This window comes from Bacillus cereus group sp. RP37, assembly GCF_040459695.1.
In the GTDB taxonomy this organism is placed as follows: Bacteria; Bacillota; Bacilli; order Bacillales; family Bacillaceae_G; genus Bacillus_A.
The window spans coordinates 3861647-3886515 of record NZ_JARVHP010000001.1; the positions used below are offsets into that span (position 1 = coordinate 3861647).

Genomic DNA, 24869 nt, shown 5'->3' on the forward strand with positions numbered 1-24869 from the left:
TGGGGTTTTGTTCATCCCCCACTGATTATTAGCCTTCACCAATCGGGCTTTTACGGGCAGCCCGACCCCCGTCTCAAAATTCTTTACTTTCGCTGAATTTTGAGACGGGGTCTTCTGCCCGTTAATGCGGGATAAAATGCAATTTTAGTACTTTTACAAAATGCTCATTTCTGAAGCATCCTTAATCTCTTATATTCATTAAGTTTTGAGATTGAATTTTTCGCACACATGGCAGAATTACTTCACATTAAGAAGTCCCGTCTTCATTTATGAAGACGGGACTTCTTTTTTATTATATCACGAACTCATCTATCCTTTTAACAAAACGATTTACGATAGAAGCAGCGTAGATTTGCTCCCTCTTTCTTTTATACCATTCTGTTATATCAACTTCACCCTTATACTTTTTCAGTAAAAACAGCTCATTTATTTCCGTATCCCTACAAAACCAATCTCTCATACTTATTTCCTTATGTGCAACAACAGGATAAACCTCTCTAAGGGCTGGCGTACAAGATTTTCTAGCTTCTCTTACATAATGTTCATAATCTTCCCTTGATCCTGTGTGTATAGTTTGCAATGCAAACCTATGGAATAAACTTTTATAATTTGGATGAAACAGTAACTCCGCTAATTTCTTCCCTAACTCTATACGCTTTTGTAACGTTTCAAATTGATAAACGGAAAAACCATACATATTCCCTTCAACGGTTGGAAAAATAACGGCACTAATATGAAGCATTTCTTGTAATTTAAAAAGTGCCGTTTGGAATACATGTTTTTTAAAATATGTATTCTCAATAATTGGTTTTTGAATTTTATTTTGCTCATTTATAATAAGCGCTGTCATGAGCCTATTTATATCTTTTTTCTCCCAAAAATATATCCATTCTTTTTCCATAAAAATTGATACGTTGAAATATTGTAACAAATAGAATAGTGGTATCTGCCTCCTCTTACTTTCTTCGTATAACAACAGCTGAGGAAATGCATCTAAAAAAATAATCCAATTAGCTTCTTCATACGTCAAAAATAAATGTTGTTTTACTGTTTGAGGTAAAACAGTAGCATAATACCTCCCCTTTAAATCAGTCATATTCCATCCCGCATTTCTCGAAACCATACTCGCTAAAAAAGCCCACCTAATTTCACTATTTCTTACATAATATTCTTGATAAGACTGTGTACGAGAAACGTTGTCCATATTAGCTATTTCCATTTCCCTCTTAATGTTGGAAACGATTGTTTTTTCTTCTTCTGTACAAATCATATTTTTACGATTTTGTGTAATTTTTTCATAATCATTCCATGTAAACATGAATAAGTCATCATACCTTTCTTCAAAAAGGTCACATCTTTTTTCATTTTTTGTTATAATCACCTTTGTAAGTAATTCTTAGCAAGTTGGGAGTGGACACACTATGACCATTCGTTACCCAAATGGAAAACGGTACAATCAAGCTTCACAACCTCAAAAAACACCAATTAAAAAGCATACTTATAGTAATAGAGGTATGTCCCTTGAAGAGGAATTGAATGAAACAAATGAATATTACTTAACCCATAATATTGCATGTGTACATAAAAAACCTACACCTCTTCAAATTGTAAAAGTAGATTACCCCGCTCGAAGTGCTGCAGTGGTAAAAGAAGCGTATTTTAAACAACCTTCTACAACAGATTACAACGGTGTATATAAAGGGAAATACATCGATTTTGAAGCAAAAGAAACAAAAAATAAAACCAGCTTTCCACTTCAAAACTTCCACCTTCATCAAATTGAACATATGAAGCAAGTAATCGCTCATAATGGAATTGCATTTGTTATTATTAAATTTACACTTTTTGATGAACTTTATTTATTAGATGCAAAACATATTATTGCATTTTGGAATCGACAAAATACTGGTGGACGGAAATCGATTACGAAAGAAGAAATAGAAGAGCATGGATCTTTATTATCATGCGGTTATCACCCTCGGATTGATTATATCCGTGTACTAGACACGGTTTATTTTTCGTGATAGAGTCATCACTAAGGCTCTTTTTTCGACTTTTGGGGAGAGAATGAAAGGTAGGAGAAAGTATAATGTCAGATAATTATCGTTCTCGTACAGAACGAAATCATGTAAAAAATCAAAAGCAAAAGCAAGAAACAAATAAAGAAAAAAAACCAAAGAAAAAAGGCTCCTTTTTTAAAAAATTCCTTATAGGTTGTCTACTTCTTGGTATCGTTGGTCTTGTAGCTGGCGTTTCCGCTTTCTTTGTTATGGTGAAGGATGCTCCAAAATTAGACAAATCAAAACTTGTCAATCCTTTATCAACAAAGTTTCTTGATAAGAATGGGAACTTTTTCTATGAATACGGTGCTGAAAAACGAACCCACGTCACTTATGATCAAATTCCAAAAGTAGTTGAAAATGCATTCCTTGCAACTGAGGATTCACGTTTCTATGATCATAATGGAATTGATTTTAAACGAACTACAAAAGCAGTTATGGAAAATGTCACTGGAGGATTCGGATCTCAAGGTGGTAGTACGATTACACAACAAGTAGTCAAAAACTATTTTCTAACGATGGACAAAACTGCTAAGAGAAAAGTACAAGAATGGTACTTATCTTACAAATTAGAGCAACAATACTCTAAACATGAGATTTTAGAAATGTACTTAAATAAGATTAATTTAGGTAACCGTTCATACGGTATTGCGACAGCAGCGCAAAAATATTATGGTAAAGATTTAAAAGACTTGCAATTACATGAAGCTGCTATGCTCGCTGGTTTACCCCAAGGTCCAAACATTTATGATCCAACCAAAAAGGAAAATGTTGAACGAGCAACAAATCGTCGTAATGTCGTATTATCATTAATGAATCGACATGGTTATATAACAAAAGAAGAAATGAATAACGCCGTTAAGATCCCAGTAACAGAGGGTCTTCAACCGTCTTCAGAAATAACTGAAATGAAGTATCAAGCATTTTTAGATGCTGTTGTAAAGGAAGTTGAAAAGGAATATCCGGATATAAATATCGGTTCAGACGGTTTAACGATTCAGACAACGCTTGATCAAGATGCTCAAGATTACGCTGATAAAATTATGGATGGGAACCTTATTAAGTATCCGAATGATCAATTCCAAGGATCATTCGTATTTATGGATACACAGTCTGGAGAAGTTAGAGCAATTGGAGCTGGGCGTAAAGAAAGTAAGTCTACTTTCAAAGGTCATAATATGGCCATTGATTTAAAACGCCAAGTTGGTTCAACAATGAAACCAATTTTCGACTACGGTCCAGCAATTGAGAATTTACAATGGTCTACATACCATCAATTAAATGACTCAGAGTATACGTATTCCAATGGTAAAAAAATACGAAATGCAACAAATAGTTACAAGGGTGACGTTTCACTACGTGAAGCTTTGAAAAAATCATTAAACATCCCGGCTTTAAAGACAGCCCAAGCGGTTGGCCTTCCTAAGTCACAAGCGTTTGCTGAAGGCTTAGGCATGACATTTAAAGACGGAAAAACATATGAATCAACAGCAATTGGTAGTAACGATAGTTCTCCATTACAAGTAGCTGGGGCGTATGCCGCATTTGGTAATGACGGTGTGTATAACAAGCCTCACTTCGTAAAAGAAGTCATCTTCCCAGACGGGAAAAAGAAAAACTTTAAACCGAAAGAACAACGTGCAATGCACGACTATACAGCTTACATGGTGACTGACGTTCTTCGTGACGTAGTAAAACCTGGTTCTGGTGGTACAGGTCCTACAGCATACGTTTCAGGTATAGACGTAGCTGGTAAAACAGGAACACAAAACTTTGATGAAGACGTTATAAAAAAATATGGTATTCCAGCTGATGCAAACAGAGATAGTTGGTTCGCTGGCTATTCACCGCAATATACAATGGCTGTTTGGACGGGTTACGAAAAGGATAGTCCAGAAAATTACATTGGTGATCGCTCTACTAGAATTGCGCAACAAATGTTCCAAGTAATGATGAGCAAATTCGCTACAGATAAATCACGTTTTGAACGTCCTTCTTCTGTACAAGAATTAAATGGTGAATTGTACGTAAAAGGTGCTAAGAAAGATGCAGTGAAACAAATTAAAGTAGATGCACCTAGTGGTCTTAATGTTACTTTCGATGGGGCTAGCACAGTTACACTAAACTGGTCTGGACCAGCAGAAGTTGATGCGTATGCAGCAAGCTATAAAGCGACTGACGGTTCGAGTGGTAGCTTATCAATAAGTGGTACGACAGCTACTCTTGGTGGTATTAAACCAGGCGTTACTTACAGCTTCTCTGTAGTAGCGAAAAAAGGTACAGGAACGAGCCCTGCAGTTGGTGCATCCTTCACTGCGCCTGGTGGAACTCCAGACGCGAAAAAAGCTGAGGATGAGGCTAAGAAGAAGGCTGACGAAGAAGCTAAGAAAAAAGCTGATGAGGAAGCACAGAAAAAGGCTAATGAAGATAAACTAAAACAAGAAGAATCTAAGAAAAAAGCTGATGAAGAGCAGCGTAAACAACAAGAGCAACAAGAACAACAGCGTAAACAGCAAGAACAACAGCATAAACAGCAAGAAGAAGCTCAAAAGAAAGCTGAAGAAGAAGCTAGAAAAAAAGCTGAAGAAGAAGCTAAGAAAAAGGCTGAAGAAGAAGCCAAGAAAAAGGCTGAAGAAGAACACAAACAACAAGAACAACAACAGGATACTGGAGGAGATACTACTCCTCACGCAGACGGAAATGTTATTGCAACAGAGTCTTAATACACAAAAAGAAGTCCTTTCTCTTAACGAGAAAAGGACTTCTTTTTTGTTATCATTTTCTTTACATATAGCTTTTCTATTTCAATATACAACTGCGCTAACTGAATATATGAATGATAATTATTCGGTTTCTTTATAATGAATGAATATCGCTCCATAAAATTAACTGGTTGTACTTCCAATTTATTCGTATAACCTTCCATTTCATTCAAACAATGAACAGGTTGCTCATTTAGCCAATATACAATCGATAACAAATGTGCTGCAAAAAGAATCATTGGACCCTCAGCTTCTTGCTTCTTTCTGTTTCGAAATAGTGTTGCAATGTCTTCATGCTTACTTTTCCATACATTCAACAGTACAGGAATACTATTTTCAATTTCATTCCACGGCTCATATTGTCCTTCAATATCAAATATAAAGTAAGTATTTTGTATTATTTCTTCAAAAGACTGTTCTGTATGATACTCGATCGAATCTACACTTTCTTCAAAAAATGGTAAGCACCGAAATTCTTTCGGTATTTCTATCACTCGCTCCATCCTTTATTTCCCCTTCATTCGCTTCTTTCCTTCACGACATACTTCTAGTAAGCGGCACTCTTCGCATTGTGGTCGCTGTGCTTTACAGTGATAACGTCCAAAGAAAATCATACGGTGATGTGTAACGCCCCATTCATCCATCGGAATTTTCTTCATTAAAGTCTTTTCCACTTCTAACACCGAATCTTTCCATCTACAAATCGCTAGCCGTTTACTCACTCTCTCTACATGCGTATCAACAGCAATTGCCGGAATGCCAAATGCTACCGAAACAACTACATTTGCTGTTTTTCTCCCTACTCCTGGTAATTTCGTCAGCTCGTCACGGTCTTCTGGAACTTTTCCGTTATAATCATCCAGCAACATCCGGCACAACTTTTGAATATTTTTTGCTTTATTTCTATACAATCCAATAGAACGTATATCTTGTTGTAACTCTTCTAAAGAAACACTTAAATAATCTTCTGGTGTTTTATATTTTTGAAATAAATTTTTCGTCACTTTATTTACAAGCGCATCTGTACATTGTGCAGATAATGCTACCGCGATTACTAGTTCAAACGGATTATCATGAATTAATTCACAATGTGCTTCTGGATACATATCCGCCATTGTGTCTAAACAATAGCGAATTTGCGTTTTATTTAACATATACTTCCTCCTACATTACTGCTCCAACCAATTATAAAAAGGCACTTTCCCAGTAAATTTCGTCTCTTGTTTTGTCGTTTGCTGCGTTCGTTGTTGATTTTCTCTAAATTTCCGTCCTTGGTTTTGGGCTTGATCTACTGTTTTAATACCATTCTTTTTCCACTCAAATAAAATACGATCAATATATCGGAAATTAAGCTTACCACTCATTACAGCTTCCCTGAGGGCCGCTTGAATTAAATTCGGATGATGTTGATCTTGATCTTCCCACATTCCCAACGTTTCACATTCAAATGGAGAAAGTGGTCTTCCAAATTCTTTTTCAAATACTGTATATAAATTTACTTGCAGTTGTTTTATTTCTTTTTGTTCGTCCTCTATTGATTCATTCATAAAGAAATGCAATATTTTTTCCCATAGCGGTTGTAAAGAATAACTTTCACACATCATCGCTTCTGATTTTTGTCCACCTTCTAGTGATAAAAAACCTTTTTGAATCAATGTCTGAATTACTTCCATACATTTCATTTCCGTAATAGTCATCCGTTCTGAAATCTCTGACGGAGTCGGAAACGAATTGCCCGATTCTAAAAATGTGTGTACATGAAGTACAACCATAAATTCCGTTTCATTTAACCCTAATTTTTTATAATGCATCATAAGTAATTTTGGAATTGCAATGCTTCCCTGCTCAAACCACTGTAACATCATTTTCTTTTTCATCACCAAACACCTCGCTCTCTAGTATAACACACCTTTCACTATTTCTTTTTGCCACAATTCGTCAAAAAAACCTTCCTATTATGTAGGAAGGTTTTTGGTATTGTGTTAATAAAATATACAGTTAAGCTTGCACTTTACTGTTCATAAACGTATGAATGCGTTCTAATGCTTTCTCCACTTGTTCAAGAGATGTCGCATATGATAAACGAACGTTATTTGGAGCACCAAATCCTGTACCTGGTACAAGAGCCACTTTTTCCTCTTCTAATAGAGCTTTTGCCCAATCATCAACAGTTTCGTATCCTGATAAAGCTACAGCTTCTTTTACATTAGGGAATAAGTAAAATGCACCTTGTGGTTTAATGCAAGTAAAGCCAGGGATTTGAATTAATTTATCATAAATAATGTTTAATCTCTCTTCAAATGCTTGACGCATTGTTTCTACAGGTTCTTGTGTGCCTGCATATGCCGCGATTGCACCGTATTGAGCGATTGAAGTAGGGTTTGACGTACTATGACTCGCTAAGTTCGTCATCGCTTTAATAAGCTGCTTATTTCCTGCTGCATATCCAATACGCCATCCTGTCATAGAATGAGATTTAGATACACCATTAATAATAAGTGTTTGTTCTTTTAATGCATTAGAAAGCTGGGCAATTGAAGTATATTCTGCTCCACCATAAATTAATTTTTCATAAATTTCATCTGAAACGATTAAAATATCATGTTCTAAACATACTTCTCCAAGCTGTTGTAATTCCTCTTTGCTGTAAATCATTCCTGTTGGATTGCTCGGTGAATTAATAATAACTGCTTTCGTTTTCTCTGTAATTGCCTCACGCAGCTGCTTCGCTGTAATTTTGTACTCATTGTCTTCCAGGCCTTCTACATAAACTGGCTTACCTCCAGCGAGTTTTACTTGTTCAGGATAACTTACCCAGTAAGGAGTTGGGATGATAACTTCATCTCCTTCATCAAGTAATACTTGGAATAATGTATATAATGCATGCTTTGCGCCGTTACATACAATAATTTCAGACGGATCATACGCAATTCCTTGATCACGAGTAAACTTCTTCACAATTTCTTGTTTTAGCGCTTGTAAACCACCTGTTGGTGTATACTTCGTATGTCCTTCTAACATCGCTTTATGTGCAGCATCCATAATATGTTCTGGTGTATTAAAGTCAGGCTCTCCTGCCCCTAATCCAATTACATCATGACCTTCTGCTTTTAATGCTTGTGCCTTTGCTGTAATTTCTAAAGTTGAAGACGGTGTTAAAGCAGCTACTCGCTTTGCTAATTTCATTTGTAGTTCCCCCTACATCTATTTTTCAATGCTGTAGTGACCAGCATAAACCCCATTTTGAAATTCTAGATAGTAATACGTATAACGATCTTCCTGATCAATATATGTAATTTCCCACAACGGAATATCGTTTTGAGCACCTAATTTTACTTTTATAATTTCTTTTGGCTTTGGCTTCGGCTCATCGCCTTTTCCTGTAGCTTGTTCAGCCAACTTTTGCAAAGCCTCTTTTTCAGGAATACCCTCACTCTTTTTCTTCACAAGGACATTCCCTTTTTTATCAGGTACCCAAACAATAATTTGTTCTCCTTTTTCGTCTACACCTTGTACGACTGTATATGAAGAATTTCCATTATAATAATCAACAGATTTTACTTTTGTAAGCTTTGCTTTTTCCTTTGCAATTTCTACAGATTTTTCCTCTTTAGGAACTTTCTTTTCCATTGCTTTATTATAAACATACGCCCCATATATTCCGCTAGCAACGATTACGATAACGATTGCAAAGATCCACTTTTTCATTGTATCACTACGTTCTGTAAATCGTAAATACAGCTGTTTCTTTATCTTTTTCGTCTAATGCTAATCCGAACATGAGGTCCTGCTCTTTTAACGTACGATTCAAACTATCAACGATTTTATACAAGTCAGACGAATATTTAATACGCGTCGTTGATAGGACTTCGATTTTCTTATCCATGAAAAAACTCCTCCGTTACACAAAAATTTCTAATTATAGAAGAACGCAATGCGGTTACAATAAGAGTACATTCTTTACAACCCCTGCTTCATCACCCATCTATTATAGCAGGACATGTACAGCAAAAAAAGGTTTCAAGTCGAAAACCACTACATTTTGTATACAAGAAGTAAGAAAAATAAAATTCCTCCTACCCACATTTTTTACGCCTGAAGTTTAAATGTACTTCAGGCGTATTTTTCTTCCAAATTTATTCATTTGATTGTTCCTTTAATTGTTCTAACAATTCTTCTAACGGCCCTTCATAGAGCGGGACAGTTGGGATTGATTGTAAAAAATGTTTTCCATAAGAAGAGCTTGTCAAACGACGATCTAATACAAATACCGTTCCAGTATCTGTACTTGTTCTAATCAGACGACCAAATCCTTGTTTGAAACGCAAGATTGCTTGCGGGAGTGCTAACTTAGCGAATACGTCCTCTCCTTGATTTTTTAACCACTCTCCTTTTGCTTCCATCATCGGTTGATGAGGAGGCGTAAAGGGAAGCCGGACAATAACAAGGCAACTAAGGGCATCTCCAGGTATATCTATCCCTTCCCAAAAACTACTTGTTCCTAACAAAATTGATTTGTCGAACTCTTGAAATTTACGAATGAGACGACTTCGGCTCTTATTATTCACACTTTGCGTCAATAATAAATACCCTTCTAATTCCTCATCATTTTTCAAATTCGTATACGCTTCTTTCAACATTTCATACGAAGTGAATAAAACAAGCATTCTACCTTTTGTAGCTTTCGCTATTTTTGCAATATGTCCCGACACTGATTCAATATATTCTTCATTACTTGCTTGCTTAATAAAAGGCACATCCGTTGAAACCATTAATTTCATCTGTTCTTCAAAACGGAAAGGTGAAGGAACCTGTAATGTATTAGGAGCAAAATCATGTAAACCTAGCTCTTCTTTTATATAATCAAATGAATCGTTTACTGTTAACGTTGCTGATGTAAAAATAACACTCTTTTTCTGTGTTAAAAATTCATCAGCAAATCTTTCACCAATATGAACAGGCTGCGCATATAAAACTGTTGAATGAATTGTTCCCTTCGTTTCAGTCTCCATCCATGTCACGTATGAATTTTTTTCTAAAATGAGTAATTGTAAAGATTGTTCCATCTTTCTCAATAACTCAATTAAATGCATAAATTCACCTGTAACAACATGCATCTCCCATTCTAACTTACTTTGCAATATATCAACTTGCTTCTCAAGTGTAGTCAACAATTTCCTTACATCGTATACAAAACGATTTGTTAACTCGGTAATGCTATCCCATAACTTACCTTTCTCTACTTCCGTGTTATATCGATAAATGACTGGCATATTGCTTATCCCTTGTTCCTGCTTTGTTTGCTTAAAGATAAAAGCACGTAACATTTGGAATAGCTCATCCGCATCAAATTTCAATTCCTTCAAACTATGACTCACCATACGGAAAGTCGAACGAGAGGCTTGTTCTGATTTTTTCATCATTTTATATACTTTAGAAAGTACATCATCTGTTTCTAGCGTACCAAGACGAGATAAAACTAGCTGGAAATACATACAGGAGAACTGTTCACCTAATGTTCTACTCGCCGCTTCCTCGATATGATGAGCTTCATCAAAAATAATATGTTCACATGAAGCAAATAGTGGTTCTTCACTTGAAAAATCTTGAAATAATAACGCATGATTTGTAATAACGATATCTGCAAATAATGCTTTATTCTTTGCTCGTTGATAAAAACAACGACTATACCAGTTGCTTTGCATCCCGCCTGGACTATGTACATCACTACAAATACGGTTCCAAAGTAACTTTCCGCCCTCAGGAATATTTAATTCATCCCGATCGCCAGTTTCCGTTTGCAATAACCACACTAAAATTTTGGCCTTTGTGAGCGCCATATCATAATTTTTCTCTTCCTCTTGCAAAGCATATTCAAATTTATGTAGACAAAGATAATGCTTTCTTCCTTTCAACAGAGCTACTTCAAATGAAAATGGCATTATTTTCTGTAATAATGGAATTTCTTTTTCTAATATTTGTTGTTGTAGTTGTACAGTTTGGGTACTTATGATGACAGGTTCTTCTTTTTTCGTTGCAAAATAAATACTTGGAAGCAAATACGCAAGAGTCTTTCCTGTTCCTGTTCCTGCTTCTATTAGTGAAAACCTAGAATCTCTTAGTGCTGTATATATTTCCTTCATCATAATCTGTTGGCTTTCTCTTTTTTCAAACTGTGGCATATTCAATTCAAGTTTATCGATTGTCTTATGCAAGAAAGCATCAAATTTAGATGAACATGTTTCACTGAGATTTAAAGAATAATTCCGTTTTCGAAGCGCAATATTTCGATACACTTCATACCCCTCTGCCTCTTTTTTACCATGCATCATTTTCTTTAAAATATTTTCAGCAAGTACATCCGCTATATCACTTTGAAAAACATCGCTCAATTCATAAAGCGATTGCAAGGTGACAAGTGGTAACTTTTCAATTTCATTTAAAAATTGTAAAAACAATTCCGCTGTTGCAAGAGCATCACTATCGGCACGATGTGGTTGATCGTGCTCTAGTTCATGTTGTTTAGCTAAATCACGTAATTTATAACTATCAGCCGTCGGCAAAAGAATTTGCGCCAACTCAACTGTATCAACTTTTGGGCAATGTACTTCTGTATATCCAGCCTGCCTTAATTCTTCCGTTAAAAAATTCCAATCAAAGTGAACATTATGTGCAACGAAAGCTGCACCTTGTAATAGCTCAACAACCATCGGGGCTACATCTTGAAATAACGGGGCTTGCTTAACCATACTCTCATCAATCCCTGTTAGCTCTGTAATAAATGGCGGAATCTCTCTCTTCGGATTAATAAAAGATGAAAAAATCTCTAATATCTCTCCATCTTCCACTACAACAGCTGCAATTTGGGTAATTTTATCCTTCCCATCCTTCCAGGAGTTCCCTGTCGTCTCTAAATCCACAACGACATAACGCTTACTCATATATGTAACACCTCAATTTCTTACCTATCAAACACATAATTATATAATGTTACTATACCACGTTTTATCTCATCTTAATGAAAAGATGCACAAAAAAGCTATCTCCGTAATAGAGATAGCCTTCTTACTTATAATATCGTACCCGCTTTTTCAGCACCTAACATTTCAATAATTTGATTATCATCGTCTAATACTGCAATTTTCGGCTCTTGTTTATGAATATTTTCTTCTGCCACTAAACCGTAGCAAATAATAATAACTTTATCCCCTGGCTGTACAAGCCTTGCAGCTGCACCATTTAAACAAACAACACCGCTACCGCGTTCTCCTTTAATAACATATGTCTCTAAGCGAGCACCATTATTGTTATTTACAATTTGTACTTTTTCATTTTCTACAATATTTACTGTATCCATTAAATCTTCATCAATTGTAATACTACCTACATAATTTAAATTTGCTTCTGTTACTGTAGCGCGATGTAACTTCGCTCTCATCATTGTGCGAAACATAGATGCTCCCCCTTATTTAACCGTTAATGTTATATTGTCAATTAATCGTACATTCTCAAATTTAACTGCAATTGCTAAAATGATTTGTCCTTCAATTTTATCTATTACTTGTAGTGAAGGATAGGCATATAAATCAGCATAATCTACAGTGCCTTTCGTATACGTCTCAATATACTCTTTCACAAGAGTTGTAATAATTTCTGAATTATGTTCGCCTGCCTCAATTCTTTCTTTCGCAACACATAGACTGCGGTATAAATGAGGAGCCTCTTCACGCTCTTCTTGTGATAAATACACGTTACGAGAACTTTTCGCTAATCCATCTTCTTCCCTTACAATATCCACTGGTACGATCGTAACCGGAATATTAAAATCAGCGACAAATCCTTCAATGACAGCAACTTGCTGTGCATCTTTCATACCGAAATACGCACGCGTTGGTAATGTAATATTAAACAGTTTCATTAGTACAGTCGCAACACCAGCGAAATGACCAGGTCTTTGTTTGCCACATAATACATCAGTACGCTTCACAACTGCTACTGTTGTCGTTTGTTCTGCTGGATACATTTCTTCTACGCTCGGATAAAATAAATAATCTACACCGTTTTCTTTTGCTACATTTTCATCTCTATCAATATCACGAGGGTATCGATCTAAATCTTCATTCGGCCCAAACTGTAGCGGATTGACAAACACGCTTAAAACGACAATTTCATTTTCTGCTCTTGCCTTACGTAATAGAGTCGCATGACCTTCATGTAAATAACCCATCGTTGGAACAAAACCAATACTTTTTCCACTTGTACGAAGTTCGTTTGTAATGTGCTGCATCTCTTGCACTGTAGTTACGATTTTCATTATTGTTTTCCTCCGTATAACGCTAAGCATTCTTCCTCTTTCATTGTGAATGAATGTTTTTCTTCTGGAAATTGTCCTGTCTTTACTTCAGTAACGTATTGTGAAATCCCTCGCACAATCTCCTCTTGAACAGACGTATATTGCTTCACAAATTTCGGAACACGATTTACGCCGTATGAGATAAGATCATGATAAACAAGTACTTGCCCGTCTACCTTTCGCCCTGCTCCAATTCCAATCGTCGGAATTGTTAGTTGCTTCGAAATTAATTCTGCTAACTGCATTGGCACACATTCTAACACAAGCGCTATCGCACCAGCTTCCTCACATCTCTTCGCATCTTCTATTAATTTCTTTGCACTTTCAGCATCTTTTCCTTGTACTTTATACCCACCTAGTACTCCTACAGATTGAGGAGTTAAGCCTAAATGTGCCACGACAGGAATTCCCGCATTCGTCAAGTAATGAATAGTTGATACCACTTCCCCTGCACCTTCTACCTTCAGTGCATGAGCACCACTCTCTTGAACAATACGGCGTGCATTCACCATCGTATCTTGCAACGACACATGATACGACATAAATGGCATATCAGTTACAATAAACGTCTCTTTCGCTCCTCGGCGTACAGCTTTCGTATGATGAATCATATCCTCTACTGTTACAGGTACTGTTGAATCGTAGCCGAGCACAACCATCCCAAGGGAATCTCCAACTAGAATCATATCAACTTCAGCTTCTTCTGCTAACTTAGCAGATGGATAATCATACGCCGTTAGCATTGTAATCGGCTCACCTTGCTCTTTCATCTTCAAAAAATCTGTTTTTGTTTTCAAAAACTACTCCTCCTTTATGCAGGAGAGAGGCGATGGCCGAAATCATATAAAAAAACCCCTCTGGCCATAAAAGGGCAGAAGGGTTGTGTGTTAGTCGGCATTATTCATCCCTCTGTCCCAGTCCGTTATTGGATCAAGGCAGAATCCAAGTTATTAGTTTTCGTATTCTTCGAATCATGGTGCAGTTCGCTCTGATACTGCCCACATTCGAACTAATTATAGCAAACTCCGAAAAGGAATTACTACATTTTTTTGAAAAAATAATTTTTATTCTCATTACGGTATGTGAAATTTTTTTATAACTGACGCAATCATAGAAAGATAAACAGCTTTGTTTACATGCATAGTATAACTCTTAAAATATTGATGCAAGTTAATTGAGGAAAAGTACTTACAAAAGGAGAATGGCGAATGTCTATGAACAAATGGTTATCTCGGTTCATCAGTTTGCTTGTGATGATTGTATGGTGTATGACTTTAGGATCCTTCAATGTCTTTGCCTCAGTTAACGTCGGCACACAACCTATCGATTCAACAAAAGTAATTGAGGTCGAACTGAATGATGATTACTTTAACCCCAATATCATCACGATTCCGATTGAAGAATCAACAACATTACTATTAAAAAATAAAGGTAAAAACGAGCACACCTTTACAGTAAAAAAACTCGGCATTGACGTCATAGTTGAGCCAGAAAAAGAAAAAAGTATTACCGTGAAACCTAAAAGTACTGGTACATATGAATTAATATGCCGGTACCATCTCCTTAAAGGAATGGATGGCAAAGTAATCGTCAAATAACAAGTAAGAACAACCGGACGATACGTAAAATGAAAATTAGTTATTAAAAAATTTATTATCGTATTGCAAGATTAGCTCAAAATATGGAAATAAAAAAGAAGTTCCAAAAGAGGAACTTCTTTTACTTAATTTCGATATCCGCAGAATGAATATGATGTACTTTTCCCTCATGGTCCTCTAGAAGTAATACACCTTCTTCTGTAATCCCTTTTGCTAGCCCTGTAATCGACTGTCTCATCGTTCGGGCTGTAATTTCTTTCCCGATGCTCACAGCGTAACTTTCCCAAAGAATTTTAATAACAGAGAAACCATTTTGTAAATACTCTTCATATAATTTTTCTAGTTGTAAAAAGATTTGTTGCATAAGCTCTGCACGAACAATTGGCTTACCGGATTCAATTGCTAAAGAAGTAGCAATATGCTGAATTTCCTCATCAAAATGTTCTTGCTTTTGATTCGCATTAATACCAATCCCCATAATAACAGCATTAATTTTATCGGGATCCGCCTGCATTTCTGTTAATATACCTACAGCCTTTTTACCTTGAATTAAAATATCATTCGGCCATTTTATTCCTACGTTTACACCCGTACACTTTTCAATTGCTTGTGCAACGCTCACAGCCGCTAATAAAGTAAGTTGTGGTGCATGATGAACAGGGATTGATGGACGTAAAATAATACTCATCCAAATTCCTGTTCCTTTTGGTGAATACCATTTCCTGCTTAAACGACCTCTGCCCGACGTTTGTTCTTCTGCCACAACAATCGTTCCTTCTTCTGCGCCTTCATAAGCAAGTTTTGCTGCAATATGCTGCGTGGATTCAACAGTTTCTTCAAAATATACCGTTCTACCAATATGTTTCGTTTGTAACCCTAACTGAATTTCATTAGCAGTTACTTTGTCTGGCTTACCCGCAATGCGATAACCTAATCGACGCACAGCTTCAAGTTCATATCCCTCATTCCGAAGGTCCTCCATATGTTTCCACACAGCGGTTCTTGAACAACCAAGTTTATCACTAATCGTTTGGCCAGATACAAACGCGCCATCCGCTTCCGAAAAAACTTGCAATAACTGCTTTCTTATAGTAGATTGCATTCTTGCAGCCACTCCCTTATACACTCTTTCTCATTACCTACGTTTCCTTGTACGATTGCTTCCTCAATTTTTTGAATCATTTCAGCGACCCACGGACCGGGCTTTTTATTTGCCCAGTTTAATAAATCATTCCCAGTCACATTCATTTCTTGGCGACTCTTGATTGGCAATACTTCAAACAACGTTTGTACTCGTTTAACAGCTGTATGATCATAGCTTTCAATCATCGCTTCATATACTCTTTCGGCCATTTCAGCGATATGAAGTCCCGTTTTATAAAGAAGGACTGTATCCCAATCCTTCTCCTTTCTCGTACGAATTGTTAATAAAACTGCGACGATATCTTTTATTTTTTTATTCGAAAACTTCCATTGACGCAAAAAGACAGATGGATGCTCTTCTCCGATACAATATAAGAAAAATGCCCATGCCTCAATGTCCGTTTCAAAAGAATCCCAGTTATACTGCGTAGCTTTTAATAATCTCTCTTCTGACATTTGTAAATATGGCAGATGAGAAAATAGCTTCGTTTCTACTAATTCTTGCAAGCCCTTCACGCAATATGTACCAGTTAACAGTTTCTCAAATTCCACTGTAATTCGCTCAATTGCAATATGTTCCAGTAAATGTCCATATGTTTCAATTGCTTGTTTCGTTTTCATTTCTAAAGAAAAACCTAACGTACTTACGAAACGAATACCACGCATCATTCGCAGGGCGTCTTCTTGAAAACGATCCGCAGCATTGCCAACTGTCACAATTTCTCTCTTTTGAATCGCTTCCTGTCCAGCAAATAAATCAACCATTTCGCCTTCTTCTGTCATCGCAATTGCATTCATTGTGAAATCACGACGTTTTAAATCCTCTTCTAATGAACGAACAAATTGAACACTACTAGGTCTTCGAAAATCTTCATATTCGCTCTCTGTTCGAAAAGTGGTTACCTCATAAGGTTCACCATTTTCTACCACAATTACAGTTCCATGCTCAAGACCAACAGGAACATGTCTTGGAAATATAGCCATCACTTCTTCTGGTAAAGCAGATGTCGCAATATCAATATCTCCAATCGGCCTATCGATAATAAGATCTCGTACGCTTCCACCGACAAAGTAGGCCTCATGTCCTTGTTGCTTTAAAGTCTCAATAATAGAGCTAGCTTTTTTAAATCTTTTCATTTTTGTCATCCCTTAGTACATCATAGTAAATCGTTTCATATTGTGAGACGATTTTTTCAGAGCGGAACTGCTCGTAAACACTTGCTCTTGCTCGCTCTCCCATATTACGGTGAAGTTCTTCATCCTTTAATAGCTGAATGGCTTGATTTGCCACTCCTGTTGGATTGCCAACTTCACATAAATATCCTGTTTCGCCATGTTGAATGACTTCTGGAATACCTCCAACCCTTGTTCCGATACAAGGTACACCACACGCCATCGCTTCTAATAAAACAAGACCAAAACTCTCCTTCTCTGAAAGAAGCAACATTAAATCACTCATCGCAAGTAGCTCTGCAACATTATCTTGCTTCCCTAAGAATAAGACGCGATCTTCAATATGTAGATTTTTCACTATCTGTAAAATCGTGCAAAATTCTGGTCCATCTCCAACAAGAAGCAACTTCGCATCTACTTCTGTAACAATTTTAGCAAATGCCTGAACAACATCTTGCACACGTTTCACTTTACGGAAGTTTGAAATGTGAATTAGTATCTTTTCACTCTCACTTATACCGTATTCTTTCTTTAATTGAGACATATCACGCTTGAAATATACACGTTCGTCTATAAAGTTATATACCGTTTGAATGTTTTTATTTGGTTTTACAAGCTCATGCGTTTCGTTAATTAATGAATGCGAGACAGCCGTCACAACATCAGATTGCTCAATACCAAAACGAATTAAATTATTTAGCGAAGGGTCGGAACCTAACACAGTAATATCTGTTCCATGCAAGGTTGTAACAATTTTAATACGCTCTCCAATCATTTGTTTTGCTAAATAAGCACAAATTGCATGTGGTATTGCGTAATGCACATGTAAAATATCTAGGTTTTCTCTTTGTGCAACCTCTGCCATTTTACTCGCTAACGCTAAATCGTATGGTGGATATTGAAATACAGAGTATTGATTTACCGTCACTTCATGAAAATAAATGTTTGGATACACTTTATTTAACCGGAATGGTAAACCCGATGTAATAAAATGAATTTCATGCCCGCGTTCCGCTAATTGCTTTCCTAATTCTGTTCCAACAACTCCAGAACCACCTACAGAAGGATAACATGTAATACCTATTTTTAATTTCATTTACATCCCCCTATTAAATCAGCATGTAATAAAACCGGTTTCTTACTCATAAATCCCTCGGCATATAAGACTCCAACTTCTTTTCCAAACATTTTCTCTCGAGCGACCACAGTTTCAACATAACCTTCTGTTAACGGCGTTTTCACACCATCACTACCTGTTGAAAACTGACTTTCATATGCTTCTAATGCTTCCACTTTTATAGAAAGGTACTCACTTATATCTATACAAAAATTCGGTTTATGAAAACCATTAATCATATAATAATAAAAAGACTCCACACGATGTGGTGGAAGCTCTGGCATATATTTACGAATTCCCGCTGAAAAAATAGCTTCTTCCACAAGTTTTGCACAATTCGCATGATCTGGATGACGATCTTCATAATACGGCGCAAAAACTAGTTTTGGTTTATATGTACGAATCACCTTTACAATTTCACGTATATACTCTTCTTTCATATACAAACCACGGTCTGGCATCGCTAAATTCAGTCTCGTTTTTACTCCCATTATACGAGCTGCCGCCTTTGCTTCTTCTTTTCTCAATTCTATTGTTCCATTAGAAGAAAGATCAGCTTCTGTTAAATCACAAATACCTACTTCATACCCTTGCTTCGTATATTTAGCAATGGTACCAGCCATGCCGATTTCAACATCATCGGCATGAGCACCAAACGCTAATATATGTAATCCACTCATAATTGTTCCCCTCATTTTCTTAACTTGCGGTAATCTAAATCTCCTCGCTCTAATGCGTGCATTAACATTTCAGCACTTGCCATATTCGTTGCAAGTGGAATCGCATATACATCACATAGACGAAGCAATGCATTTACATCTGGTTCATGCGGCTGAGCCGTTAGTGGATCTCGGAAAAAAATCACCATATCCATATCATTTTTCGCAATCATGGCACCAATTTCTTGATCACCACCAAGAGGACCCGATTGATATCTTGTTACAACTAAACCAGTTGCCTCCATAATACGAAGTCCTGTCGTCCCTGTTGCAAACAATTCATGTTGCTCAAAAATTGGTTTATATGCATACGCAAACGAAACCATGTCATTTTTCTTTTTGTCATGTGCGATTAAGGCAATTTTCATCCGTTGTCTCCCCTTTAGTCGATAATGTTTTCTAATCCGTACACAAGATGATCTAAATTCATTACTGTATCAATTGATAGTTTTACACCTGACATAAAGGATGCACGATTGAATGAATCATGGCGAACCGTTAACATTTGTCCATCTCCACCAAACATTACTTCTTGGTGTGCAATAAGTCCTGGTAAACGTACACTATGAATGTGAATGCCGTCTACATTTGCACCACGAGCACCTTCTAGTTGCTCTACTTCATTTGGGTGACCTTGCTGCTTTGATTTACGGTTTTGACGAATTAATTCTACTGTTTTTACAGCTGTACCAGATGGTGCATCTAATTTTTGATCATGATGCAATTCAATTACTTCAACATCTTGGAAGTACTTCGCTGCCATTTGTGAGAATTTCATCATAAGAACTGCACCAATTGCAAAGTTCGGAGCGATAATTGTTCCTACTGCTTTTTCTTTCGCATTCTCTGTTAATTGCTTTAGTTCTTCTTCTGTAAATCCAGTTGTACCAATAACAGAACGAAGTCCACGCTCAACTGCTAGTGTAACGTGTTGTTTTCCAACTTCTGGCGTTGTTAAATCTAACAACACATCTGCTTCTACTTCCTCTAAACAAGTATGTAAATCTGCGTAAATTGGCGCTTGTAACGCTGGCATGCCCGGTAAATCAGAGATTTTCTCTCCACCATGCTTATAATCCACTGCTGCTACTAAATTAAAATGTTCCGTTCTTTCCATAAGAAGGACTGCTTCATGTCCCATACGTCCTCTTGGTCCAGCGATAATTACTTTAATTTCTTTCATTATTCTTTCTCTCCCTCATCAATACGTGTCCAGCGATCTTTATCGCGAGTATTAAATTTATTCATTACAATGTTATGTGCTGTTTCTAAATCAATATTTAAACTATTTGCCATACAAATCATAACAAATAATACATCTCCAAGCTCTTCTTCAATACTACGTTCTGTTTCAGTTGTTTTCTTCGGTTTCTCACCATAATAATGATTAACCTCTCTTGCAAGCTCCCCCATTTCTTCCGTTAAACGAGCCATCATTGCAAGTGGACTGAAATAACCTTCTTTAAACTGACCAATATATGCATCTACTTCTTTCTGCATATCCTTCATCGTTTTTGTTTCCATACAATTCACCTCTAATCCTTCCTCTTTCATGTTAGCCAATTCATCGCGATTTGACAAATATTATTCCCCGCAAAACACCTATTTGCGACCCTTTTTTGGATAGACTATAATAAAGTGAAACTTCTTTTGCATGCTTTTCGCAAAAGATTAGTTGAACCAATCGGGTTCCTATGGCTGGTTTGCCCTTCTTCAGAGCTTTATCTCCTACCAGCCGTTGGAACAGGGTAAAGTGAAACTTCTTTTGCATGCTTTTCGCAAAAGATTAGTTGAACCAATCGGATTTTTGTAGCCTTCACTATTTTCACTAGCAACTAGAAATTACTTATCATTATGTTTTACCGTTTCAGCGGAGCAATGCAATCTACATAATTAGGGGGATTTCTATATGACATCAAATTTGAGAATTCGAAATATCATTTTCATTTTAATCGGTTCCGCTATTTTTTCTTTCGGTATTGTGAATATCAATATTGAAAATCACCTTGCAGAAGGTGGATTTACCGGTATTACACTATTATTGTATTTTCTATTTAAGTTTGATCCTTCTTACTCAAACTTACTTTTAAATATCCCTATATTTTTTATTGGTTGGAAGTTACTTGGAAGAACGACATTTTTATATACACTAATCGGCACCTTTAGCGTATCTTTATTTCTATGGATTTTTCAGCGTTACGAAGTTCTCAACTTACATTTAAACTTACAAAATGATATGACACTCGCTGCTTTATTCGCCGGGGCATTTATTGGTATCGGTCTTGGGATCATATTTAAATATGGCGGGACTACTGGCGGTGTAGATATTATCGCGAGACTCGCTCATAAATATGTTGGCTGGAGTATGGGAAAAACGATGTTTATGTTTGATGCTATCGTCATTATCGTCTCTATTCTTACCTATTTATCATACCGCGAGGGCATGTATACGCTAGTTGCTGTTTTTATCGGGGCGAAAGTCATTGATTTTATGCAAGAAGGAGCCTATGCGGCGAAAGGAGCAACTATTATCTCAGATAAAAACGATGAAATTGCTGCCAAAATTTTATCTGATATGGAGCGCGGAGCAACCTTTTTAAAAGCTGTTGGATCATATACAAAAGTGGAACGGAACGTATTATATTGCGTTGTTGCTAAAAATGAAATCGTGAAATTAAAAAATATTATTACTTCTGTAGATCCTCATGCCTTTGTTGCTGTAAGTGACGTACATGATGTAGTTGGTGAAGGTTTTACATTGGATGAGAATAAAAATCCGTTACATACATAAATGCAACTAGAAAAGCTCTTTAGCTTTTCTAGTTTTTTATTACATATCGCTTAAGTTTCTCTAAATCCTCATAAATAAGCTCCAATAAGCTCCGATTATAAAAAATGGAAGCAGGATGAAAAGTCGGGAAAATATGATATTCTTTCTCTGACCATGTAAACGCTGCACTTTGCATATCCTTTAATTTTTGAATGGGCTGTTTTAATAATTGTCCGTGCACATCTGTTATTTTTGTATTTTTTCCTGTCAAACGTTGAAGGCCGATATTTCCAAGTGTGACGATAAGCTTCGGGTTTATTTTCTCTAATTCATAATCTAACAAAGGGGCATGGGCAAGTATTTCTCCTTGATTTGGCGTTCTATTATACTTTTTCTGTATGATTTCACCATTTCGTTCTTTTTTCCCTCGCCACTTATAAGGTCTGCTCCGAACAGCGCTCGTAATATATACTTCTTCCCTTGTAACGTGAATCCGTTCTAAAAAATCCATTAATTGTTTTCCCGCTCTCCCGCTAAACGGAATCCCATTATGAATTTCTGTTTCACCAGGCGCTTCTCCTAGCAACATAAATTTTGGATTTTCAGGACCTTGTCCACTTAAAAATCCTTCTAGCTGATAAGAAGCACTTTGTTCTTTCACTTGTTTTACTAAATGGCTCGGATATTTCATTTCCCCCACCACCTTTCCACATTACTTCTATTATTTCTATTTGTAATACATTATATAATTCAATCACAAAACAAAAAAGACTATCAAAATTGATAGTCTTTAGTCGTCGCTACGCTGCATACCAGTATACATTAATACGAGACGTAATAATTCAAATACTGCTACAGCTGCAGCCGCTACATATGTTAATGCTGCCGCATTTAATACTTTACGAGCTTGCCCATATTCATCTGTTGATACGATACCTAACGCTTCAATTTGCTGCATTGCACGCTTTGATGCATCAAACTCAACTGGTAATGTAACAAGTTGGAACACAACACCTGCTGCCATTAAGATGATACCTAATAACAATAAGTTAGACATAGATGCAAAGGCACCAATCATAATAAATATCCAAGAAATATTCGATCCAAAGTTTGCAACTGGCACTAATGAATGACGAATACGCATAAAGTTATAATCTTTTGCATCTTGAATTGCGTGTCCTACTTCATGTGCCGCTACTGCTGTTCCAGCAACTGAATGACCGTAATAGTTATCTGTTGATAATCGAACTGTTTTGGCAGTTGGATCATAATGGTCTGATAAATGACCTGGTGTTTCTTCAACAGCGACATTGTATAATCCATTTTCATCCAAAATTTTTCGAGCCACTTCTGCTCCTGTCATACCTGATGTTGAATAAACTTGTGAATACTTGCTATAGGCACTACGTACTTTTGACTGTGCATACAACGGTATGATCAAAATGATCGCGAAGTAAATTAAATAAAACATCATGAATCTCTGAACCTCCATTGAAGTTTTAATTATAGTACTTCTCATTCTATTTTCTTCTGCCACCATTGTCAATGAATAAACCTTACAATCCGTATCTTTATTTATTACATTATCTATTCTTAGAGTGTACATTACTTTTTCTTTTTTCTCTCTCGCCTTTATACTTTCTCCATCCAACATAAGTTAATGTGAATAAAATAAGACCTCCAGTAATTGTCATAAACCAAATAAGAGAGGGTGCAATTTCATCTTTTTTTACTGTGTGAAATATTTTTTGCAAATCCCCTTTAATGATTCCTAATTGCATTTGCCCACCTTTCGTTTTTAACATAACGTTACGAAATTCATCCAAATAGGATAGATGGACATTTACACGCTGCACTTCGTTTTCTGGCAAGGCGATCATTAAGCTTGGATAAATAATATTAAATTCATGTAAAAATGTGTTTAACGTTTGTTGAAACTGTCCCGTATCTTCTTTTTCCATCGCTTTTTCCATTTGAGAAAAGGCATCCATTACTTTTCTTTCTCTTTCCATCCAAAGTGGTTGATACTTTGATACTTGTGCATCAACCGCGAACTGTAGGGCTAACACATTATCAATTTTAACTTGTTTACTTACATCTTCTTCCACGAGTGATTGTTTCGCCTTGTCATAAGCTAAAGAAATAACTCTAACTTGATCTGACGTTACTTCTTGCTTCTTTTCATTCCCCTTTATTACAAACTGTTCCGAGAAATGTTGTAAGACTTGTACTGCTTTTTCATCTTCATTACGCTTCACTAATTGTAATGAGTCGTCTAACAACCCTGTTAGTTCACTCCACTCTTCAGCATATATACGTAACGGAAACATTATAATTAGAAATGCTATCAATCCAATTAATGTTCTCTTCATCACGGTCCCCCCTATAACTACTAGTACAAAATATGTTAATTTGGACAAGAATAGAACAGAACTGAACCGAAAAATATATTATCGTTTTACAAATAAAAAAATTCTCTTTAAGCAGAGAATTTTTCCTTTGAAATCCTTTTCTTTTTTACGAAATATCTATACAAGCTATAACAAAGTATGCTACCACCTAAAATAAACAATAAAATAACACACGCAGCATGCATAAAGAATTCTTCTGGTAGCATTAATATAATCGGATCCGTTTCAATATCAAACATCCAATAATCATTACTGAACAAAAGCTTATGGAATAATACAAAACTCTTTTCAAAATTAATAGCAATCGGTAACATGAGCGCTATCGGAAAAATAATTGTTAAAATCGATCCGTGTAGTAAAAACTTTTCATTTTTCTTTTTTAATAAATAAATGCCGCCTACCATTGCAATCATAATTGTCGCATACATCACATATTGAATCTTTACTAAAATATTTTTAACATCTACAAAATGAATACGGCCATTTGTAGACATATCTAATGTTGGCAACTGTAATGCTCCATCATAAAACGGCGATAAATATGTGATAAGCACATCATAATTTCTTTTAATATCATCCTTTGTCATATCCGCTAAATCTGGAATATTTAAAAAATCAATTTCAAAATAATATAGCCATTTTCCGTATACAACCGCCGTTGTTGCGAGTGCAAATATAGAAAATGCTATGCTGTATGAAACAGCTATCGTAATCAATCGATCCCATATTTTTGTACCACTCTTATTTTTCTTCATTTTCTCCC

At 36.2% G+C, this 24869-nt stretch carries 26 protein-coding genes; 4 read left to right on the forward strand and 22 right to left on the reverse strand.

The annotated features are described in order from the left end of the window. Positions 1–292: 292 nt before the first annotated feature. Positions 293–1318, reverse strand: a complete 1026-nt coding sequence (locus QCI44_RS20335; RefSeq protein ID WP_016088613.1) for a DUF2515 domain-containing protein — start codon at positions 1316–1318, stop codon at positions 293–295. A 103-nt stretch (positions 1319–1421) separates the two neighbouring features. On the opposite strand from QCI44_RS20335, the gene recU reads away from it, so the two are divergent. Beyond that, positions 1422–2024, forward strand: coding sequence for a Holliday junction resolvase RecU (gene recU / locus QCI44_RS20340; RefSeq protein WP_016088614.1), 603 nt, complete (start codon positions 1422–1424; stop codon positions 2022–2024). 65 nt (positions 2025–2089) lie between these two features. Continuing rightward, positions 2090–4783 (forward strand): PBP1A family penicillin-binding protein, encoded by a 2694-nt coding sequence (locus QCI44_RS20345; RefSeq protein WP_116363170.1) that lies wholly within the window; start codon positions 2090–2092, stop codon positions 4781–4783. 23 nt (positions 4784–4806) lie between these two features. Here QCI44_RS20345 and QCI44_RS20350 read toward each other — a convergent pair whose 3' ends face one another. From QCI44_RS20350 to panB, 10 genes are all read right to left on the reverse strand, one after another. After that, positions 4807–5325 (reverse strand): YpoC family protein, encoded by a 519-nt coding sequence (locus QCI44_RS20350; protein WP_088083493.1) that lies wholly within the window; start codon positions 5323–5325, stop codon positions 4807–4809. Positions 5326–5328: 3 nt separating this feature from the next. Beyond that, positions 5329–5976 (reverse strand): endonuclease III, encoded by a 648-nt coding sequence (nth, locus tag QCI44_RS20355; protein WP_016088617.1) that lies wholly within the window; start codon positions 5974–5976, stop codon positions 5329–5331. Positions 5977–5991: 15 nt separating this feature from the next. Beyond that, positions 5992–6699, reverse strand: coding sequence for a DNA replication protein DnaD (dnaD, locus tag QCI44_RS20360; RefSeq protein ID WP_016088618.1), 708 nt, complete (start codon positions 6697–6699; stop codon positions 5992–5994). 121 nt (positions 6700–6820) lie between these two features. Then, positions 6821–8008: an aspartate transaminase AspB gene (aspB, locus tag QCI44_RS20365; RefSeq protein WP_016134017.1), complete on the reverse strand. Its 1188-nt coding sequence runs from the start codon at positions 8006–8008 to the stop codon at positions 6821–6823. An 18-nt stretch (positions 8009–8026) separates the two neighbouring features. Then, complete coding sequence (locus tag QCI44_RS20370; RefSeq protein ID WP_016088620.1) at positions 8027–8530, reverse strand: cell wall elongation regulator TseB-like domain-containing protein; 504 nt, start codon at positions 8528–8530, stop codon at positions 8027–8029. Positions 8531–8537: 7 nt separating this feature from the next. Continuing rightward, the gene (locus QCI44_RS20375) at positions 8538–8708 is read right to left on the reverse strand and encodes a YpmA family protein (protein ID WP_000358352.1); all 171 of its coding nucleotides are present in this window, start codon (positions 8706–8708) and stop codon (positions 8538–8540) included. Between the two features lie 250 nt (positions 8709–8958). Then, positions 8959–11763 (reverse strand): ATP-dependent DNA helicase DinG, encoded by a 2805-nt coding sequence (dinG, locus tag QCI44_RS20380; protein ID WP_098986207.1) that lies wholly within the window; start codon positions 11761–11763, stop codon positions 8959–8961. A 128-nt stretch (positions 11764–11891) separates the two neighbouring features. Then, on the reverse strand, positions 11892–12275 hold the full coding sequence (gene panD / locus QCI44_RS20385) for an aspartate 1-decarboxylase (protein ID WP_353811427.1): 384 nt from the start codon (positions 12273–12275) through the stop codon (positions 11892–11894). 12 nt (positions 12276–12287) lie between these two features. Beyond that, entirely contained in the window at positions 12288–13136 is an 849-nt protein-coding gene (gene panC / locus QCI44_RS20390) for a pantoate--beta-alanine ligase (protein ID WP_353811428.1), read from the reverse strand. After that, positions 13136–13972, reverse strand: a complete 837-nt coding sequence (gene panB / locus QCI44_RS20395) for a 3-methyl-2-oxobutanoate hydroxymethyltransferase (RefSeq protein WP_016088623.1) — start codon at positions 13970–13972, stop codon at positions 13136–13138. Before panB ends, panC begins: the two co-directional genes overlap by 1 nt. 411 nt (positions 13973–14383) lie before the next feature. Here panB and QCI44_RS20400 point away from each other — a divergent pair, with 411 nt between their 5' ends. Further along, positions 14384–14773, forward strand: a complete 390-nt coding sequence (locus QCI44_RS20400) for a cupredoxin domain-containing protein (protein WP_016088624.1) — start codon at positions 14384–14386, stop codon at positions 14771–14773. A gap of 121 nt (positions 14774–14894) precedes the next feature. Here the strand turns inward: QCI44_RS20400 and QCI44_RS20405 are convergent, their stop codons facing one another. Genes QCI44_RS20405 through QCI44_RS20435 form a run of 7 tightly spaced genes read right to left on the reverse strand, consistent with a single transcriptional unit; the run spans position 14895 to position 20449 of the window. Then, positions 14895–15875 (reverse strand): biotin--[acetyl-CoA-carboxylase] ligase, encoded by a 981-nt coding sequence (locus QCI44_RS20405; RefSeq protein ID WP_016088625.1) that lies wholly within the window; start codon positions 15873–15875, stop codon positions 14895–14897. Beyond that, entirely contained in the window at positions 15860–17053 is a 1194-nt protein-coding gene (locus QCI44_RS20410) for a CCA tRNA nucleotidyltransferase (protein ID WP_088083491.1), read from the reverse strand. The genes QCI44_RS20405 and QCI44_RS20410 overlap by 16 nt, the downstream gene beginning before the upstream one ends. Further along, positions 17040–18185, reverse strand: a complete 1146-nt coding sequence (bshA, locus tag QCI44_RS20415; protein WP_016088627.1) for an N-acetyl-alpha-D-glucosaminyl L-malate synthase BshA — start codon at positions 18183–18185, stop codon at positions 17040–17042. The genes QCI44_RS20410 and bshA overlap by 14 nt, the downstream gene beginning before the upstream one ends. Continuing rightward, a complete protein-coding gene (bshB1, locus tag QCI44_RS20420) occupies positions 18182–18886 on the reverse strand; it encodes a bacillithiol biosynthesis deacetylase BshB1 (protein ID WP_016088628.1) in 705 nt (234 codons plus the stop codon). The genes bshA and bshB1 overlap by 4 nt, the downstream gene beginning before the upstream one ends. 11 nt (positions 18887–18897) lie before the next feature. Further along, positions 18898–19293 (reverse strand): methylglyoxal synthase, encoded by a 396-nt coding sequence (gene mgsA / locus QCI44_RS20425; protein WP_000684767.1) that lies wholly within the window; start codon positions 19291–19293, stop codon positions 18898–18900. 14 nt (positions 19294–19307) lie between these two features. Beyond that, entirely contained in the window at positions 19308–20108 is an 801-nt protein-coding gene (gene dapB / locus QCI44_RS20430; RefSeq protein WP_116363171.1) for a dihydrodipicolinate reductase, read from the reverse strand. After that, a complete protein-coding gene (locus QCI44_RS20435; RefSeq protein WP_016088629.1) occupies positions 20108–20449 on the reverse strand; it encodes a nucleotide pyrophosphohydrolase in 342 nt (113 codons plus the stop codon). Before QCI44_RS20435 ends, dapB begins: the two co-directional genes overlap by 1 nt. Before the next feature lie 385 nt (positions 20450–20834). Here QCI44_RS20435 and QCI44_RS20440 point away from each other — a divergent pair, with 385 nt between their 5' ends. Further along, positions 20835–21716 (forward strand): YitT family protein, encoded by an 882-nt coding sequence (locus tag QCI44_RS20440; protein WP_016088630.1) that lies wholly within the window; start codon positions 20835–20837, stop codon positions 21714–21716. A gap of 28 nt (positions 21717–21744) precedes the next feature. Here QCI44_RS20440 and QCI44_RS20445 read toward each other — a convergent pair whose 3' ends face one another. The 4 genes from QCI44_RS20445 to lit form a co-directional block, all read right to left on the reverse strand. After that, positions 21745–22386, reverse strand: a complete 642-nt coding sequence (locus tag QCI44_RS20445; RefSeq protein WP_098986201.1) for a uracil-DNA glycosylase — start codon at positions 22384–22386, stop codon at positions 21745–21747. A gap of 99 nt (positions 22387–22485) precedes the next feature. Next, complete coding sequence (locus QCI44_RS20450; protein ID WP_033659816.1) at positions 22486–23166, reverse strand: zinc metallopeptidase; 681 nt, start codon at positions 23164–23166, stop codon at positions 22486–22488. A 112-nt stretch (positions 23167–23278) separates the two neighbouring features. Further along, positions 23279–24067: a sporulation protein YpjB gene (ypjB, locus tag QCI44_RS20455; RefSeq protein ID WP_016134013.1), complete on the reverse strand. Its 789-nt coding sequence runs from the start codon at positions 24065–24067 to the stop codon at positions 23279–23281. Positions 24068–24174: 107 nt separating this feature from the next. Beyond that, positions 24175–24861 (reverse strand): lipoprotein intramolecular transacylase Lit, encoded by a 687-nt coding sequence (gene lit, locus QCI44_RS20460; protein ID WP_016088634.1) that lies wholly within the window; start codon positions 24859–24861, stop codon positions 24175–24177. Between the last annotated feature and the right edge of the window lie 8 nt (positions 24862–24869).